The organism is Roseomonas chloroacetimidivorans (genome assembly GCF_049629625.1).
Taxonomy (GTDB): Bacteria; Pseudomonadota; Alphaproteobacteria; order Acetobacterales; family Acetobacteraceae; genus Roseomonas; species Roseomonas chloroacetimidivorans.
The window spans coordinates 112,391-127,779 of sequence record NZ_JBNBZS010000003.1 but is presented as its reverse complement, the minus strand read 5'-3'; the positions used below and the strand labels follow the sequence as shown (position 1 = coordinate 127,779).

The following is a 15,389-nucleotide window of genomic DNA, read 5'->3' as shown; positions in this document are numbered from 1 at the left end:
GAAAACGGGGGCCGCGAGGGGCCCCCGTGATGCGTCGCGCTGAGGCGAAGCCTTACTCGGCCGCGAGGGCCACCGGCTCCACCGAAACCGCCACGCGGTTGTCGGCCTTGCGCTCGAACTTCACGGTGCCGTCCACGGTTGCGTGGAGGGAGTGGGTCCTGCCCACCAGCACGTTGCGGCCCGGCATCATCTTCGTGCCGCGCTGGGTCACGATGATGTTGCCGGCGCGGACAACCTGGCCGCCGAACAGCTTGACGCCGAGGCGCTTACCAGCGGAGTCGCGCCCGTTGCGGGAGGAGCCGCCGGCCTTTTTATGAGCCATCTCTCAGATCTCCTGTCTCAGACCGCCGCTCAGACCGCGAAGTCGCCGATGCGCAGCACGGTCAGGTGCTGGCGGTGGCCGTTCTTGCGGCGGCTGTTCTGCCGGCGGCGCTTCTTGAAGATGATCACCTTGTCACCGCGCTTCTGCTCCACGACCGTGGCGGTCACGGAGGCGCCGGGGACGGTCGGGGCGCCGACCTGGAGGCCGTTCTCGCCGCCAATCGCCAGCACGTCGTGGAAGGTGATGGTCGCGCCGGCCTCAGCCTCGAGCTTCTCGACGGTCAGGACGGCATTGGGGGTCACGCGGTACTGCTTGCCGCCGGTGCGGATCACTGCGTAGGTCATGGGGCTGCGGGTCCGCCTTCGTCTCGGCCTTGGGTCTCGGCGTGTCGATCGTGCATGAACCGGTAAGGCCCGCACCAAGCCTTGGGCGGGGGGCCTCACCGGAAGAGGGGCGGCGTATAGCGGGGTCGGAGGGCAGAAGTCAATGGCGCGCTTTGGCCGCGACGGAGACAATTTGCGCGCAACGCATGCGTTGCGCGGCGTGGCCGGTCGCTTCATAGGGCCATCCTGCCCGGCGCAGTGCCAGAGTGGCCGACTGGGTCGGTCTCGAAGTTCGACTGCCCCCTCCTGCTACGGCACTGATCCGACGTAGGCTTCTGATCTTGCTCGGTTCCCGCTGGCGCAGATCGCGCGATTCGCGCAGAGAGGTCGGCACGCAGCGGGAACATCGGAAATGTTCCGGCTGCGGCCTTTCCCCTGTCCCGGGAGACGGGAACCCGCAGGCCGTTACGGATACGAATTCCAAGACCCCAGACGTAGAACGACCTGCTCTCCGTCCGCCCCGGGCAAGGTGTGGGATCCAATAGCGAAACCGGCCCGCTGAAACGAGGCCGGCATGTGGCGGGCATTCGCAAGTTGACGGGCAGTGGCCGAAATAACGGAGGCCGGGCTGTGTAACGGAAAGACGTCAGACCCCGCCACCTAGCTTGGGTATCGTTTCCCGGCAGAGATCATCAGCCACGCCGTGTGGCTCTATCATGTGGTCAGCTTGAGCCTGAAGGACGTGGAAGTAGTCCTGGCGGAACGGAACATTACCGTCACGCGCGAGCTCCTGCGAGGTGCGGCATCGGAGCAGCCGGCACCTGAACAACCGGGCGACCAACTCGCACAGACCCACCCGGCGGCGAGAGCGGCAGATGCAGCGCTTTAGGTCAGCCGGGCAGGCCCACAGATTTCTCTCGGCACACAGTATGACCCACGGCCATTTCGGTCCTCGCTGGCACCTGATGACGGCCGGCGATGATCGGCGCGCCCGGATCAAGGCCTTCCGGACATGGCACCAGGAGACCTGCGCCCAAGCGGCCATTTGATCCTGCCGCCCCTCCCCTTCCGGCCGAATTCGCCCTCTCACCCAACAACTTGCCGATGCCTGCCCCGGGGTTCGCTGTCACGGCCAGGGTACAGGTCGGTCCAGCGGCACAAAGTTTTTGTCAGACAATATGCCGTTCTTGACTCAGCCCCGCCTTGTCTCCAACCATGCAATGAAAGCCCGTTCAGAGGGTGTGAGGAGACGTTCGTGACCAGAGACGATGCGGCCTTCCCGCCGCGCACGTTCGGCTGCTTCAGATGAGCGCGCACCTCCCGTCACCTGCGGCGCTTACCCAGGGCCGAATGCTCGAAGCACCGGCGGCGCAGCATGTGGCAGAACCTCTCGCACGGCAGGCCGCCGAGGCCGCTCTGGAGCAGAGGCGGCACGACGACGAGGTCGTCCGCAAGGTGCAGACTTGTGTTCTGGATGTCATCGGCGCGGCGCTGGAAGCGCGGCATCTTCCGTGGGGCGATCAGGCCGTGCAGCTCGCGAGCCCCTGTCCGGGGGGCGTCCGGATCATCGGATCGTCGCGCCGTACGACGCCGGGGGATGCGGCCTTTGCCAACGCCGCTCTCGCCCATGGGCTGGTGCGAGAGGACATGCACGCGGGCTCTATCAGCCACCTCGGCGTGGTCGTTATCCCTGCTCTTCTCTCGCTCGCGCAAACTCGGCGGGTGGACGGCGGGACCTTCGTGTCGGCAGTCGTCGCGGGCTACGAGGTCGGGGCGCGGATCGGCGCCGCCCTGTTCACAACCGAGCTTGCACGCCTGTTCCGCCCGACGGGCATCACCGGCCCGATCGGCGCCGCCGCCGCAGCGTCCCGGCTCCTTGGCCTGAATCGGGCGCAGGCCACCAGCGCGATTGCCCTTGCCGCGAATGCCACAGGCGGCCTGAACGAGTGGCCAGCGGTCGGAGGGGAGGAAATGTTCTTCCATCCGGGCTTCGCCGCGCGGAATGCTCTCACGGCGGTCCAACTCGCGGAACTCGGCGCCGTGGCATCGGAAACCGCGCTGGACGGGCCTTCAGGCCTCTTCGCGGCCATGCGCCGGGACAGTACCCGGCCGCAAGTATCGTTTTTCGACGGGCGGCCGGAAATTCTTGCCGTCTACAACAAGCCCGTTCCGGCCTGTAATTTCGCGCAGACGGCATGCCAGGTCGCGTTCCGCCTCTCGCGGAAGCACGCCTTGCGGGCAGAGGAACTACGCGCCATCCGCATCCGCGTGCCCCGCGCCGCCGCCCGCTACCCCGGCTGCGACAGCACAGGTCCGTTCGACCGGTTGCTCCAGGCCAAGATGAGCATCCCCTTCGGCGTGGCCGCCACGCTCTGCCATGGCAGGATCGAGGAAGCGAACTACGCCCTCCCGGTCAGCCCCGAGATCGCGCGCCTGATCAGCATCACCTCGCTGGAAGAGGACGAAACGCTGACGGCGGCCTTCCCGACCAGGCAGGGCGCCACCATCGAACTGCTGCTGGACGGCCAGACCCTGACCGGACACCTGGACGATGTGGTCGCGGCAACACCCGGCGAGGTGCGCGCGCGTTGCGAGCGCGCGGCAACCGAGGTTCTGGGAGCGAGGGCAGCCCGGGCGATCCTCGACTTCGTGGAAAACCTGCCGGAGGCCGCGGATGTGGGCGCGATCGGAGAGCTTTTCGCCTCACCGGAGGACGCGGCATGAACGCGGGGCTGGAAGGATTTCTGCAGGCCCTCAACGCGGGGCTGCTGCTCGGTGCCCATTACGGTCTGATGTGCGTCGGGCTGAGCCTCATCTTCGGCGTCATGCGCGTTATCAACTTCGCCCATGGCGACTTCATGATGGCTGGCATGTATGTCGCCTTTCACCTCTTCGCGCTGCTCGGCCTGGGCGCGATCTTCGGGGCGGAGGCCGGGCCTTTCATCGCGGCCCTGCTGGCCGCACCAGTCCTCTTCCTCCTCGGCTATCTCGCGCAGCGCTTCCTTATCTCACGCGTCACCGGGACGCGGGTTGGCGCATTGGAAGGCGAGGGTCACTACGCCCAGCTGATCCTGACGCTCGGCCTTTCCCTGATCCTCCAGAGTGGAGGGCAGATCCTCTTCGGCAGCGTTCCCGTCTCCCTCCCCAGCGACATCTCATCCGAGGCCTGGGAGATCGACCTTGCCGGAGGAGACATCGTCGTCTTCATCAACCAGGCACGCGCATGGGGCGCCGTCATTGCCGTGGCAATCGTGGCCTTGCTCGTGCTCCTCATCACGCGCTCCCGACTTGGCAAGTCTCTGCGTGCCGCCGCCGATAACGTTCAGGCCGCCCTCTACATGGGAATTGACGTGGATCGCGCGCACCGCATCACCTTTGGGCTTGGCGTCGCGATCACCGCGGTAGCGGGCGGTCTGCTCGCCTCCAGCTATCCATTCACACCCTATGTCGGGCTTGAATACGTCATCATCATGTATGCCGGCGTGGTGCTGGGCGGCCTCGGCTCAACGATTGGCGCTTTCTGGGGCGGGCTGCTGATCGGCGTGATCCAGCAGTGCTCAGCGCTGCTCCTGCCGACGCAGCTGCAGAACACCGCCATCTTCGTCGTCTTCCTCCTGGTGGTCTTCCTGCGGCCGCAAGGGCTGCTCGGCCGCGTGTCGGAAAGGACCTAAGCGCCGTGTTCCGTCCGCTCTCACCCGCGCGCATGGTGTGGCCCATCCTCCTCTTCTGTGCGGCCTACGCGCTGCTCGGGCTCTTCGTCACCAACTCCTACCATCAGCTCACCCTTACCCTCGTGCCGGTCTGGGCGATCTTCGGCCTGTCCTGGAATCTGCTGTCGGGGATGACAGGGCTGATCTCATTCGGCCACGCGGCCTTCTTCGGGCTGGGCGCCTATACGGTCGCGCTGCTTTTCGTGAAGCTCGGGCTGACGCCCTGGCTGGGCATCCCCGTCGCTGGGCTGGTGGGCGGGCTGTCGGGCTTGCTGATCGGCCTGCCCACCTTCCGGCTCCGCGGCCACTACTTCGCCCTGGCAATGCTGGCCTATCCGCTGGCCCTGCTGAACGTCTTCCTCTGGCTCGGCTACCAGGAAGTGTCACTGCCGCTGGTGCGGGAACGCGGCTGGGCCTTCATGCAGTTCACCGACCACCGGGTCTACATCTATCTCGCCCTCGGCCTTCTGCTCGTCACGATGGTTGCGATGCGCCTGGTCGAGCGGTCGCGCTACGGCATGGCGCTGATGGCGATCAAGCAGAACGAGGCAGCGGCTGAGGCAGTCGGCATCGACGCGCGCCGCCTCAAGCTCCTCACCATCACCTTGAGTGGCGCGCTGGCCGGCGCCATTGGCGGCTTTCACGCGGTCATACTCCTTGTGGTCACGCCGGAGGCGGTGTTTGGCATGCTGATCTCCGCCCAGGCGCTGACAGTCGCCATGTTCGGCGGCGTCGGTACGGTCTGGGGCCCGGTGATCGGCGCCCTCATCCTCATCCCGCTCGGCGAGACGCTGCACGCGCAGTTCGGCGCGGTGCTGCCAGGCATCCAGGGTGTGGTGTTCGGTACTGCCATCATCGCCGTCATCCTGTTGGCACCAGAGGGTCTCTACTGGAAGGCGCACGACCTCCTTCGCCGCCGCGCGGCGCCGCAGCCGCAGGACGCGGCGGTGCCGTTGCCGCCTTCCCTTGCCCCTGGCCCGGTGCGGGTCGCGCCCCCAGAGGACGCGCCGCTCATCCTGCGTGCGGAGGGCATCTCGCGCGCCTTCGGCGGGGTGAAGGCGGTGCGGGACGTCACCTTCTCGGTGCGGCAGGGCGAGATCCTCGGTGTGATCGGCCCAAACGGGGCGGGCAAGACCACCCTGTTCAACCTGCTGAATGGCTTCGTGCGGCCGGACGCGGGGCGCGTGCTGCTGGACGGGCAGGATGTCACCGGCCTGCCGCCGAACCGCCTCGCGCGCCTTGGCGTGGGGCGCACCTTCCAGGTCGTCCGGCCTTTCGCGCGCATGTCGGTGGCCGACAACGTCATGAGCGGCGCACAGGTCCACGCCACGAGCATCGAGGAGGCGCGCGAGATGGCGCAGCAGGCCATGCGGCGCGTCGGGCTGGAAGCCATGGCGGACGCGCGGGCAGGAACCCTGAGCAACCTCGATCTGCGCTTGATGGAGCTCGCCCGCGCCCTGGCCGGGCGGCCACGCCTGCTGCTCCTGGACGAGACCTTCGCCGGCCTGGGCGGGCCGGAGGTGGACCAGCTCCTGCCCGTCATCCGCGGCATCGCAGCAGAAGGCACCACGGTGGTGATCATCGAGCACACGCTCCACGCCATGGTGCGTCTGGTGGATCGCTTCGTTGTCCTCGACCACGGCGCCGTCCTGGCGGAAGGGCTTCCGGAGGAGGTCACCAGCAACCGGGCCGTCGTTGAGGCCTATCTCGGCAGCAAGTGGAGCGCCCATGCTGGAGCTTGAGGATCTGCATGCCGGCTATGGCGGCGCGCCGGTGCTGAAGGGCGTGAGTCTCCGTGTGGAGCAGGGCGAGTTCGTGGCCGTGGTGGGCCCGAACGGTGCCGGCAAGACAACCCTGTTCAAGGCCATCTCCGGCACGGTGGCGGCGCGGGCCGGGCGCATCCGCTTCCGCGGCACGGATCTGTCCTCGGTGCCGGCCGCGCACCGCCCGCATCTCGGCATCGCCCATGTGCCGGAGGGGCGCCAGCTCTTCCCCTCTCTGACGGTCATGGAGAACCTGGAGATGGGCGCCACCACGGCGGCCGGGCGACGTGACTGGGCGGAGAACCTGGCTCGGGTGTTGGACTGGTTCCCCATCCTGAAGGAGCGCCGGAATCAACTCGCCGGGACGCTCTCGGGCGGGCAGCAGCAGATGGTGGCGGTGGGGCGCGGCCTCACCTCCTCCCCACACCTGCTGATGCTGGACGAGCCCTCCATGGGCCTCGCGCCGGCCGTGGCGGATTTCATCTTCGAGCGCCTGGCGGAGATCCGCCGGCAGGCCGGGCTGACGATCCTGCTCGTGGAGCAGCGCGTTGCCGAAGCCCTGGACTCAGCCGACCGGGGCTACGTGTTGGAGGCAGGACGGATCGCGCTGGAGGGGCCCCAGGAGACGCTCCGGCGCGACGACCGCGTGCGCCAGGCCTATCTGGGAATGTGAGGTAAGCGGCAGCCGGAGAACCGGCGCCGGGATGGGAGGACGAAGCATGGACGAAATCAGGAAGGCAATCGCACCCAGCCGGAGGGCCCTGCTGGCCGGCGCGGCGACGTTGGCCGGAACGGCGATGGGCCTCGGCGCGGCGCGCGCGCAGGCGCCGGCGGGCGGGACCGTCAAGATCGGGCTGCTCGTGCCGCTCTCGGGGCTCTACGCCCGGTTCGGCCAGCTCATGCGGATGGGCGCGGAGCTCGGCGTCCGGCACGTCAACGAGCAAGGGGGGATTCCTGCGCTCGGCGGCGCGAAGCTGGAACTGCTGCTCTTTGACGCCGGCGATTCCACGGAGAAGGCGAAGAACGCCGCGCAGCGCATGGTGGCGGACCACCCGGATCTCGTCGCCTGCTCCGGCGCCTACCTCTCCTCCTTCACCCTCTCGGCGACCGAGGTGACCGAGCGCGCGGAGCTGCCCATGCTCACGCTCAGCTACTCCGACCTTATCACCTCGCGCGGGTTCCGCTATGTCTTCCAGACCTCCGCACGCGCGGGCGATCAGGCGAAGGGCGCGCTGCCCATCATGCTCGACCTCGCCGAGCAGGCCACCGGGAAGCGGCCGCAGACCGTCGCGATCCTGACGGACAACACTGCCTCGTCCCTCTCCTTTGTGCAGCCCGTTCGGGACGGGGCGGCGGGCTTTGGCCTGCGCATCGTGATGGACGAGACCTTCACCCCGCCCTTGTCGGACGCAACGCAGCTCATTCAGAAGGTCCGCACTGCGCGGCCCGAGATGCTGGTGATGCCCATCACCGTCATCTCGGACGTGAAGCTGCTCGTCGAGAAGATGAACGAGTTCGGCCTCGGTCGTGGCCGGGTGCCGACCATTGGTGCCGGCATTGCCATGGCCCAGTCCGACCTCCTGCAGAACATCCGCCCGGCGCAGATGGAAGGCTTCATCACGGTGGTCGGGAATTGGGATGCCAAAGGGCAGGAGGCGATGATTGAGGAGTTCAAGCGCGTCTCCGGCGAGCCTTGGATGGGCCAGAACAGCATCGCGACCTACGGCGACATATGGATCATGCGGGACGCGTTGCAGAAGGCCGGCCGTGCCGACCGGCGAGCCGTGGCAGAAGCCCTCCGCAGCATCGACATCACCGAGGGCGCGGCCCTCTACTATCCCGGGCGCCGGGTGAAGTTCGACTCCACCGGGCTGCGCGAGAACGCTCCACCCGTGGTGGTGCAGTGGCAGAACAACCGGCCGGTGACGGTCTACCCGCGAGATTCAGCCACGGCCGAAATCTTCTGGCTCAAGCGCTGACACGCCCCGGGAGAGCACGGATATGCGGATTGCGATCACCGGCGCGGGCAGCGGCATCGGCGCCGCTACCGCGCGGCTCCTCATCAAGCGCGGCCACCAGGTAGCCTGCCTCGACCGCGACCTGCCCGCGGCACAGCGGGTGGCCGGGGACGGCCATCCCGCCATTGGCGTGGACGTCGCGGACGAGGATGCGGTGGTGCGCGCCTTCAGGGCGGTGCGCACAGCGCTGGGTGGCCTCGACGCGCTGGCCACCTGCGCCGGCATTTACGAGACCACGGCCTTCGACAACACCACGGTTGCCATGTTCCGGCGCGTGCACGACGTGAACGTCATTGGTACCTTCCTATGCATGCGGGAGGCCGCGGCGATGATGGAGCCCGGCGCGCGTATCTGCACCGTGGCCAGCGTTGCCGGCCTGCGCGGCGGCGGGCTGGCCGGCACCGTCGCCTACGCCACCAGCAAGGGCGCGGTGCTCGCGATGACGAAGAACGCGGCGCGCGTGCTCGGGCCACGGGGGATTGCGGTGAACACCATTGCCCCCGGCATGATCGATACGCCCTTCGCTGCCGGCCCGCTGGGCGACCCGGCCATCCGCGCGCGGATCGAGGGCATGACCTCCTTCGGCCGCCTTGGAACGCCGGAGGAGATCGCGCCCGCCATCGCCTGGCTGCTCTCACCGGAGGCGTCCTACGTGCATGGCGCCACCCTCGTCGCGGACGGTGGCATGGTCATGTACTGACCCGCGCCACCCGGCGCTGGGTCCCTGTCCCTGGAGGAACCGGCATGAGGATCGGGATCGAGGAGGCACGGCGGCTCGCCGTGCGAGGGCTTTGCGCCCTGGGCCTGCCGGATCACGACGCAGCGCGCGTGGCCGAGCACCTGCTGGACTGCGAACTCCGCGGGCTGGGCTATGCGGGGCTCGCGCGGGTGCTGAGCATCGCGGAACGCTTCGCCGACCGGCCCTATCAGGGCCGCCCGATCGCCGTCATTTCGGAAACGCCGGTGTCGGCTCGGATCAATGGTGGCGACAATGTTGGCTACCTTGTCGCCCATGAGGCAACGCGGGTCGCGATCGACAAAGCCGGGCAGAGCGGCATTGCGATCGTTGGCGCCAACGACACCTGGTACACCGGGATGCTGTCCTTCTACGCGGAAATGGCGGCGGCGGCCGACCTTGCAGTCATGATCGCCTCCAACGCCACGCCCTGGGTTGCACCGGCCGGCGGCACGGAGCCGCGCTTCGGCACCAACCCGATCTGCTTCGGCTTCCCCGGCGAGGCCGGGCCGGTGATCTGGGATATTGGAATTTCCGATATCATCCATGCCCAGGCCGTCATGGCCCGCCGGCTGGGGCAAGCCCTGCCGGACGGCGCGGCATTCGACGCCGGGGGACATCCAACCACCGATCCCGTAGCTGCGCTCGGCGGGGCCTTCGTCGCCTGGGGCGGCCATCGCGGCAGCGGGCTCGGGATCGTCGTGCAGATACTCGGCATGATGGCCGGATCACCCGCCACTCCGGATCACCTTGCCGACTTCGGCTTCCTCATCATCGCCTTCAAGCCGGATCTGCTGACCCCGCTCGACAGCTTCAGGCGGAAGGTCTCGGCCTATGCCGACCTCATCCGCGCCACGCGGCCGGTGGAGGGCGGGCCCGCAGTCCGGATGCCGTTCGACCGCTCCGCGGCCCTGCGCGCCGCAAGGCTGGCCGAGGGCTCGATCGAGATTCCCGATCCTGTCCTCGACGCTGTGCGAGCTCTCGCCGGCCCTCCAGCCTGATTGCTTCGCGCAATCAGCCGCGACCAGCCGCGCGCCCCGCCTCTACCGCGGTGCCAGGCCGGCCTTGTTGACCACCTCCGTCCAGCGCGCCACATCGGCCTCGATTCGCGCCCGCATCGCGGCCGGGCCGCGCTCCTCGGGCGGCGGCGCCGTGGTGGCGAGATCGGCGAAGCGGGAGGCCACAGCGGGGGTGGCGAGCGCCGCATCAATCGCCTTTAGCAGGCGGTCCACCCGCGCCTGCGGCATGCCGCGCGGGCCTGCGATCGCGTTCCAGATCACCATGTCGAACTCGGGCACGCCGGCCTCGGCGAAGGTGGGCACCTCCGGAAGCTGAGGAAGGCGCCGCGCGCCCGTGACGGCCAGCGCCACCGCCGTGCGTCCCTGGTGCGCGGGGATCATCGTCACGGTCTGGTCGATCACCGCCTCCACTGTGCCAGCGGCGAGGTCGCTCATGGCCGGTCCCGCGCCGCGATAGGGAACCAGCATCGCCTTTGCGTTGAGGATGGAGAGAAGATAGGCCGGTGCGAGATGGCCTGTGGTGTTCGTACCCGGCGTGCCGAAGGTCACCTCTTCCCCCCGCGCCCGGATACGTTCCACGAGGCCGCGCAGGTCCCGTATGCCGGAGCGCGGGCTGGTCGCGATCACCATGGGCACATCCGCCACGATGCTGATCGGTGTAAGGTCCCGGCGCGGGTCGAAGCTGGGATCGGCGCCGAGCGCCACGGTGGCCGCCATGGAGGCGAGATTCCCGAAGCCGATGGTATAGCCGTCGGGTTCCGAGCGGACGAGGCGCTGCGTGCCGACCACGCTGCCCGCACCGGTGACGTTCTCTACGACGACGGTGCGGCCGAGATCCGCACCCATGCCTTGCGCCAGGAGGCGCGCAAGGGCGTCCAGCGTCCCGCCTGGCGCGGAGGGCACGATCAGCGTGATCGTGCGAGTGGGATATTCCTGTGCGTCGGCGCGGCCCGCCGTGAAGCCCGCACACAGGATGCAAGCGAGCCCGAGCATCGAGACCTGCCGCCGGAACCTGTGGCCCATGGCGTATCCTCCCACCGGTTTGTTCTGAGGCCAGCTTAGTCACGCTGATCCCGCACACTCAAGTCTTCTGTCTGACAATCTGCCACTCTTGCGGCATCCCTCGACCCGGCATTACGCTGCTGCGTCCAGAACACACGGGGAAACGCCATGAGCACGAAGCCCATCCCGCAATCCGCCCAGCGCGACCGCGTGCGGAAGACGGTTCCGGCCCTTGTCGAGTACACGGAGGGAGTCCTTTACGGCGATCTCTGGGAGCGAGCCGACCTGTCCAAGCGGGACCGGAGCCTCGTCACCGTCGCGGCACTCGTCGCGACCTACCGGCCGGAGCAGCTCTCCGTTCATATCGGCCGCGCGCTGGATAACGGCGTGACGCGCGAGGAGATCGCAGGCCTCATCACGCATCTCGCCTTCTACGCCGGCTGGCCCGCCGCCATGTCGGGCGCCCAGGTCGCGACCGAGGTGTTCGAGAAGCGGGAGGGTTGATCGCCATGCGCGTCGGCTTCATCGGCCTGGGCACCATGGGTGCCAGCATGGCCGCGAACCTTGCCAAGGCGCCGGACGTGACCCTTGTAGTCCATGACGTCAGGCAGGAGGCGGCGGAATCCCTCATCGCGGACGGTGCGGAATGGGCGGCCGATCCCCGGGCGGTCGGCAGCGCGTGCGAGGTGGTCTTCACCTCCCTTCCCGGCCCTGCCGAGGTGAAGGCCGTGGGCGCGCAGCTTCTGGAGGCGATGCGGCCGGACACGGTGATCGTCGATATCTCCACCAACGCCGTCTCCAGCGTGCGGGAATTGTACGCGGCCGGCGCGGCGCGCGGGGTGAATGTGCTGGACGCGCCGATCAGCGGCGGTCCGCGCGGCGCGAAGACGGGCAAGCTCGCCTTCTTCGTCGGCGGGGACGCGGCAGTGTTCGAGCGCTGCCTTCCCCTTCTCTCCGCCATGGGGGACCGCCCCATCCTGGTCGGCGATATCGGCGCCGGCAGCATCGCCAAGCTCGCGCACAATCTTTCCGGCTACGCGCTCAACGTCATCATGGCCGAGGTCTTCGCCATGGGGGCTAAAGCGGGTCTTGATCCCCTCGCGCTCTATGCAGCTATTCGGCAGGGCGTGCATGGCCGCCGCCGGACCTATGACGGCGTGACGGAACAGTTCCTGCCCAACAGCTACGACCCGCCGGCCTTCCAGCTCCGCCTGGCACACAAGGACGTGTCCCTCGCCTGTGCCCTGGGCCGGGAGGTGGGCGTGCCCATGCGGATGGCCGCGCTCACGCTGGAGGAGATGACGGAGGCGCTGAACCGTGGCTGGGGGCACCGGGACTCCCGAAGCGCCATGCTGCTGGAGCTGGAGCGGGCCGGGGTGGAGATCGCGGTGGACCGCGCGGCCATGCAGGAAGTCATCGATGCCGACGGAGCCGTGAGGCGATGACCTACGAGATCCACGCGATCCGCTATGCTAGGCGCGACGCCACGCGATCGCAGCACTTCATCGGCGGCGATCCGCATGACGGCCCCATGCCGATGGACTACTTCGCCTGGGTGATCACCGGTGGCGGCCGCGCCATCGTGGTGGACACAGGCTTCACCGCAGAGGTGGCGCGAAGGCGACAGCGGGAGTTCCTGCGCTGCCCCGTGGAAGCGCTATCCCTTCTTGGCGTCGATCCCGCTACGGTGGAGGACGTCATCCTCACCCATCTGCATTATGACCATGTCGGCAACTTCGACCGCTTTCCGAAGGCGCGCTTCCATCTGCGGGAAGAGGAAGTGCACTACGCCTGCGGCCGCTACATGCGACACAAGCAGCTCTCTCACTCCTTCGAGGTCGAGGACGTGGTCGGCATTGTTCGCATGAACTACGCCGGCCGCGTGGTGTTCCACGACGGGGTGGTAGAGCCCTGGCCCGGCATCCGCCTCCACCCCACGGGCGGCCACTCCGCCGGATTGCAGTTCGTCTCCGTGGAGACAGCCCGCGGCCGCGTCGTGCTCGCCTCCGACGTCACGCATTTCTACGAGAACATGGAGAGCGGCCGCCCCTTCACCACCGCCTTCCATATCGGCGAGATGCTGGAGGGCTTCGACCGGCTGCAGGCCGTGGCCGACAGCCCTGCCCACATCATCCCCGGGCACGACCCCCTGGTGATGCGGCGCTATCCGCCGCCCCGCCCGGAACTGGAGGGGATCGTCGCACGGCTGGACGTGCCGCCGCGCGAGTAGGGTTCGGCTGGGGAGGGTTGCCCCTCCCCGCCGGATCACGCGCGGTTGCCGCCGCCGAGCGTCTCGCCAGCCAGCCGCTCTGAGAACTGCGCCATTGCGGTATGGTCCTGGCCGGGCCCCAGCAGGCCTTGGGCACTGACCCACAGCTCCCGGCACAGAGCGGCGAAAGGTGTCGGCGTGTTGGTCTCGCGACCGACCTCCAGCGCCACCGACACGTCCTTTGCCATCAGGTCCAGCCCGAAGCCCGCATCGAAGCGGCGGGACAGCACGAACTGCTTGAACTTCTTCTGCGTACTGTTGTTCATGCCGGTGGAAGCGTTCAGCACGTCCACCATGACAGCCGGATCGAGCCCGAAGCGCTGGCCGATGAGCAGCGCCTCCACGCCGATGAGGAAGCCGGCAGCCCCCATCAGGTTGTTCAGTGCCTTCATGGCCTGCCCGGCTCCGACAGCGCCGACATGGGTCAGCGTCGTGCCCATGGCTCGCAGTACCGGATCAGCGCGCCTGACCGCCTCGGCTTCCCCGCCGAGCATGATGGCGAGTTCGCCCGTCTTCGCGCGCGGCACGCCGCCGGAGACGGGCGCGTCGATCATCGTCACGCCCTTCTCCGCCAGGCGCTTGGCGAAGCCCTGGGTCGCGGTCGGCACGCCGGAGCTCATCTCGATCACCAGCGCGCCCGGGGCCAGGGCGTCACCCATCGCCTCCAGCGCCTGCCCCACATGCTTCGAGGTCGGCAGGATGGTAATGATGGCGTCCGCGCCGCGGACGGCGGAGGCCGCGTCAGCTGCCGTCGTGCCGCCGACCTCCTGCGAGAAGCGCGCAGCGCGATCCGGCGCCGCGTCGAAGGCAACGACCTCAAAGCCAGCCTCCACGAGACGGGCCGCCATGGGCCAGCCCATGTTGCCGATGCCGATGAAGGCGATCCGACGCAGATCCCCGCCGCTCATTCGGCGGCCGGGCGAGCGGGTTCACCGCTCAGCGCGCCTTCCTTCACCAGCACCTCGTGCGCGGCCTTGAAGGCATCGAGCCCGGCCGGGATGCCGCAATAGACCGTGGCATGAAGCAGGACCTCCTTGATCTCCTCCACCGTCACGCCGTTGGTGAGCGCGCCCTTCACGTGAAGCTTGATCTCAGGCGTTCGTCCCAGCGCCGTCAGCATGGCGAGGTTGAGCAGGCTGCGCGTGCGCCGGTCCAGCCCCGGGCGGGTCCAGGCATAGCCCCAGCACCACTCGGTAGTAATGCGCTGGAACGCCATCATGAAGTCGTCGGCTTTGGCGATGCCGCCATCGACATATTCGGCGCCCAGGACCGCACGGCGGACCTCCAGCCCCTTCTCGAACCATGTATCATCGGACATGACGTTACCTCCCGGATGACACAACGTTAGAGATTTGACGGATTGTCCGTCAACCTGGATACGTGCGCATGGGAGCTTTTTGCTGGACGCCCAGCCGGGTCGCCACCACATTGCATGATCGTTAGCCTATATGGGCGACACATCGGTCGGTTCCCGAGGACAGGAGAGAGATGCCGGACGACGGTTCCCTGAAGGTGACGCCCCAGCCCGTGCGGCGGCAGGTCGAGGACCGCCTGCGCGAGGCCATCGTCGACGGACGCTTCATGCCAGGCGATCACCTGTCGGACCGCTTGCTGTGCGAGTTGTTCGGCGTCAGCCGCAGCGTGATCCGGGAGGCGGTGCGCCGGCTCGAGGCGGAGGGACTGGTGGATGTCCTTCCCAACCGTGGCCCCTTCGTGGCCTTCCTCTCCCCTGCCGAGGCGACGCAGGTTTACGAGGTGCGGGCTGTGCTTGAGGCCCTTGCCGGCCAGGGCTTTGCAGAGCGCGCCTCCGACGACGAGGTGGCCGAGCTGCGCGCCGTGTTCGAGGAGATTGCCGCGACGCCACCCGGCACAGACCGCGCAGCCCTGCTTCGCCTGAAGCGGCGCTTCTACGATGTCCTGCTCCGCGGCTGTCGCAATGCCTATGTGGCCCGCATGCTGGATCAGGTGCTGAACCGGAACACGCAGCTCCGTGCCACGACCCTGTCCGATCCCAAGCGGTTGCCACACACCGTGGCCGAAATCCGGCGGATCGTTGAGGCGATTGAGCGGCGCGACCGCGAAGGCGCCTGGGAAGCCTGCCGGGACCATGTGACCCAGGCTGCCCGCGTTGCACTGCGAATCCTGAACCGTCAGGCGCGGGAGAAGACCGAGAACGAACGACGCGGATCCGCCGCCACGGCAGCCTAGAGCATCTCCCTACGCCTTG

General features: G+C 68.1%; 16 protein-coding genes and 1 pseudogene. 12 read left to right on the top strand and 5 right to left on the bottom strand.

Going from position 1 to position 15,389, the window contains the following annotated elements:
* Positions 1 to 52 precede the first annotated feature (52 nt).
* On the bottom strand, positions 53 to 322 hold the full coding sequence (rpmA, locus tag ACO1BU_RS02845) for a 50S ribosomal protein L27 (protein ID WP_424134384.1): 270 nt from the start codon (positions 320 to 322) through the stop codon (positions 53 to 55).
* A 29-nt stretch (positions 323 to 351) separates the two neighbouring features.
* Complete coding sequence (gene rplU / locus ACO1BU_RS02840) at positions 352 to 666, bottom strand: 50S ribosomal protein L21 (RefSeq protein ID WP_424134383.1); 315 nt, start codon at positions 664 to 666, stop codon at positions 352 to 354.
* 667 nt (positions 667 to 1,333) lie between these two features.
* On the opposite strand from rplU, the pseudogene ACO1BU_RS02835 reads away from it, so the two are divergent.
* The 8 genes and pseudogenes from ACO1BU_RS02835 to ACO1BU_RS02800 all read left to right on the top strand — a co-directional run bounded on the left by ACO1BU_RS02835 (position 1,334) and on the right by ACO1BU_RS02800 (position 9,873).
* Positions 1,334 to 1,694 (top strand): annotated as a pseudogene (locus ACO1BU_RS02835) (hypothetical protein).
* Positions 1,695 to 1,950: 256 nt separating this feature from the next.
* The gene (locus tag ACO1BU_RS02830; RefSeq protein ID WP_424134382.1) at positions 1,951 to 3,369 is read left to right on the top strand and encodes an MmgE/PrpD family protein; all 1,419 of its coding nucleotides are present in this window, start codon (positions 1,951 to 1,953) and stop codon (positions 3,367 to 3,369) included.
* Positions 3,366 to 4,316 carry a branched-chain amino acid ABC transporter permease gene (locus tag ACO1BU_RS02825; RefSeq protein WP_424134381.1) on the top strand — a complete coding sequence of 317 codons (951 nt, stop codon included), beginning with the start codon at positions 3,366 to 3,368 and terminating at the stop codon, positions 4,314 to 4,316. Before ACO1BU_RS02830 ends, ACO1BU_RS02825 begins: the two co-directional genes overlap by 4 nt.
* Before the next feature lie 5 nt (positions 4,317 to 4,321).
* Positions 4,322 to 6,097 carry a branched-chain amino acid ABC transporter ATP-binding protein/permease gene (locus ACO1BU_RS02820; RefSeq protein WP_424134380.1) on the top strand — a complete coding sequence of 592 codons (1,776 nt, stop codon included), beginning with the start codon at positions 4,322 to 4,324 and terminating at the stop codon, positions 6,095 to 6,097.
* Complete coding sequence (locus tag ACO1BU_RS02815; RefSeq protein ID WP_424134379.1) at positions 6,084 to 6,791, top strand: ABC transporter ATP-binding protein; 708 nt, start codon at positions 6,084 to 6,086, stop codon at positions 6,789 to 6,791. The genes ACO1BU_RS02820 and ACO1BU_RS02815 overlap by 14 nt, the downstream gene beginning before the upstream one ends.
* A 46-nt stretch (positions 6,792 to 6,837) precedes the next feature.
* Entirely contained in the window at positions 6,838 to 8,097 is a 1,260-nt protein-coding gene (locus ACO1BU_RS02810; RefSeq protein ID WP_424134378.1) for an ABC transporter substrate-binding protein, read from the top strand.
* A 22-nt stretch (positions 8,098 to 8,119) separates the two neighbouring features.
* Positions 8,120 to 8,836 (top strand): SDR family NAD(P)-dependent oxidoreductase, encoded by a 717-nt coding sequence (locus ACO1BU_RS02805; RefSeq protein WP_424134377.1) that lies wholly within the window; start codon positions 8,120 to 8,122, stop codon positions 8,834 to 8,836.
* Between the two features lie 44 nt (positions 8,837 to 8,880).
* Positions 8,881 to 9,873: an Ldh family oxidoreductase gene (locus ACO1BU_RS02800; RefSeq protein ID WP_424134376.1), complete on the top strand. Its 993-nt coding sequence runs from the start codon at positions 8,881 to 8,883 to the stop codon at positions 9,871 to 9,873.
* A gap of 42 nt (positions 9,874 to 9,915) precedes the next feature.
* On the opposite strand, the gene ACO1BU_RS02795 is transcribed toward ACO1BU_RS02800, so the two are convergent.
* Positions 9,916 to 10,914 carry a Bug family tripartite tricarboxylate transporter substrate binding protein gene (locus ACO1BU_RS02795; protein ID WP_424134375.1) on the bottom strand — a complete coding sequence of 333 codons (999 nt, stop codon included), beginning with the start codon at positions 10,912 to 10,914 and terminating at the stop codon, positions 9,916 to 9,918.
* A 147-nt stretch (positions 10,915 to 11,061) separates the two neighbouring features.
* Between ACO1BU_RS02795 and ACO1BU_RS02790 the strand changes: the two genes are divergently transcribed.
* The 3 genes from ACO1BU_RS02790 to ACO1BU_RS02780 are packed head-to-tail and all read left to right on the top strand — an operon-like array spanning position 11,062 to position 13,123.
* Entirely contained in the window at positions 11,062 to 11,397 is a 336-nt protein-coding gene (locus ACO1BU_RS02790) for a carboxymuconolactone decarboxylase family protein (protein WP_424134374.1), read from the top strand.
* Positions 11,398 to 11,402: 5 nt separating this feature from the next.
* Positions 11,403 to 12,338 (top strand): NAD(P)-dependent oxidoreductase, encoded by a 936-nt coding sequence (locus ACO1BU_RS02785; RefSeq protein WP_424134373.1) that lies wholly within the window; start codon positions 11,403 to 11,405, stop codon positions 12,336 to 12,338.
* Positions 12,335 to 13,123 carry an N-acyl homoserine lactonase family protein gene (locus tag ACO1BU_RS02780; protein WP_424134372.1) on the top strand — a complete coding sequence of 263 codons (789 nt, stop codon included), beginning with the start codon at positions 12,335 to 12,337 and terminating at the stop codon, positions 13,121 to 13,123. The genes ACO1BU_RS02785 and ACO1BU_RS02780 overlap by 4 nt, the downstream gene beginning before the upstream one ends.
* 35 nt (positions 13,124 to 13,158) lie before the next feature.
* Here the strand turns inward: ACO1BU_RS02780 and ACO1BU_RS02775 are convergent, their stop codons facing one another.
* Both ACO1BU_RS02775 and ACO1BU_RS02770 read right to left on the bottom strand, forming a co-directional pair.
* A complete protein-coding gene (locus ACO1BU_RS02775; protein ID WP_424134371.1) occupies positions 13,159 to 14,070 on the bottom strand; it encodes an NAD(P)-dependent oxidoreductase in 912 nt (303 codons plus the stop codon).
* Positions 14,067 to 14,480 (bottom strand): carboxymuconolactone decarboxylase family protein, encoded by a 414-nt coding sequence (locus ACO1BU_RS02770; protein WP_424134370.1) that lies wholly within the window; start codon positions 14,478 to 14,480, stop codon positions 14,067 to 14,069. The genes ACO1BU_RS02775 and ACO1BU_RS02770 overlap by 4 nt, the downstream gene beginning before the upstream one ends.
* A gap of 170 nt (positions 14,481 to 14,650) precedes the next feature.
* Here ACO1BU_RS02770 and ACO1BU_RS02765 point away from each other — a divergent pair, with 170 nt between their 5' ends.
* Entirely contained in the window at positions 14,651 to 15,370 is a 720-nt protein-coding gene (locus ACO1BU_RS02765; protein WP_424134369.1) for a GntR family transcriptional regulator, read from the top strand.
* Positions 15,371 to 15,389 lie beyond the last annotated feature (19 nt).

Coding starts and splice junctions, on each gene's coding strand:
- rpmA (WP_424134384.1), bottom strand. CDS start 322: ATGGCTCATAAAAAGGCCGGCGGCTCCTCCCGCAACGGGCGCGACTCC.
- rplU (WP_424134383.1), bottom strand. CDS start 666: ATGACCTACGCAGTGATCCGCACCGGCGGCAAGCAGTACCGCGTGACC.
- ACO1BU_RS02830 (WP_424134382.1), top strand. CDS start 1,951: ATGAGCGCGCACCTCCCGTCACCTGCGGCGCTTACCCAGGGCCGAATG.
- ACO1BU_RS02825 (WP_424134381.1), top strand. CDS start 3,366: ATGAACGCGGGGCTGGAAGGATTTCTGCAGGCCCTCAACGCGGGGCTG.
- ACO1BU_RS02815 (WP_424134379.1), top strand. CDS start 6,084: ATGCTGGAGCTTGAGGATCTGCATGCCGGCTATGGCGGCGCGCCGGTG.
- ACO1BU_RS02810 (WP_424134378.1), top strand. CDS start 6,838: ATGGACGAAATCAGGAAGGCAATCGCACCCAGCCGGAGGGCCCTGCTG.
- ACO1BU_RS02805 (WP_424134377.1), top strand. CDS start 8,120: ATGCGGATTGCGATCACCGGCGCGGGCAGCGGCATCGGCGCCGCTACC.
- ACO1BU_RS02800 (WP_424134376.1), top strand. CDS start 8,881: ATGAGGATCGGGATCGAGGAGGCACGGCGGCTCGCCGTGCGAGGGCTT.
- ACO1BU_RS02795 (WP_424134375.1), bottom strand. CDS start 10,914: ATGGGCCACAGGTTCCGGCGGCAGGTCTCGATGCTCGGGCTCGCTTGC.
- ACO1BU_RS02790 (WP_424134374.1), top strand. CDS start 11,062: ATGAGCACGAAGCCCATCCCGCAATCCGCCCAGCGCGACCGCGTGCGG.
- ACO1BU_RS02785 (WP_424134373.1), top strand. CDS start 11,403: ATGCGCGTCGGCTTCATCGGCCTGGGCACCATGGGTGCCAGCATGGCC.
- ACO1BU_RS02780 (WP_424134372.1), top strand. CDS start 12,335: ATGACCTACGAGATCCACGCGATCCGCTATGCTAGGCGCGACGCCACG.
- ACO1BU_RS02775 (WP_424134371.1), bottom strand. CDS start 14,070: ATGAGCGGCGGGGATCTGCGTCGGATCGCCTTCATCGGCATCGGCAAC.
- ACO1BU_RS02770 (WP_424134370.1), bottom strand. CDS start 14,480: ATGTCCGATGATACATGGTTCGAGAAGGGGCTGGAGGTCCGCCGTGCG.
- ACO1BU_RS02765 (WP_424134369.1), top strand. CDS start 14,651: ATGCCGGACGACGGTTCCCTGAAGGTGACGCCCCAGCCCGTGCGGCGG.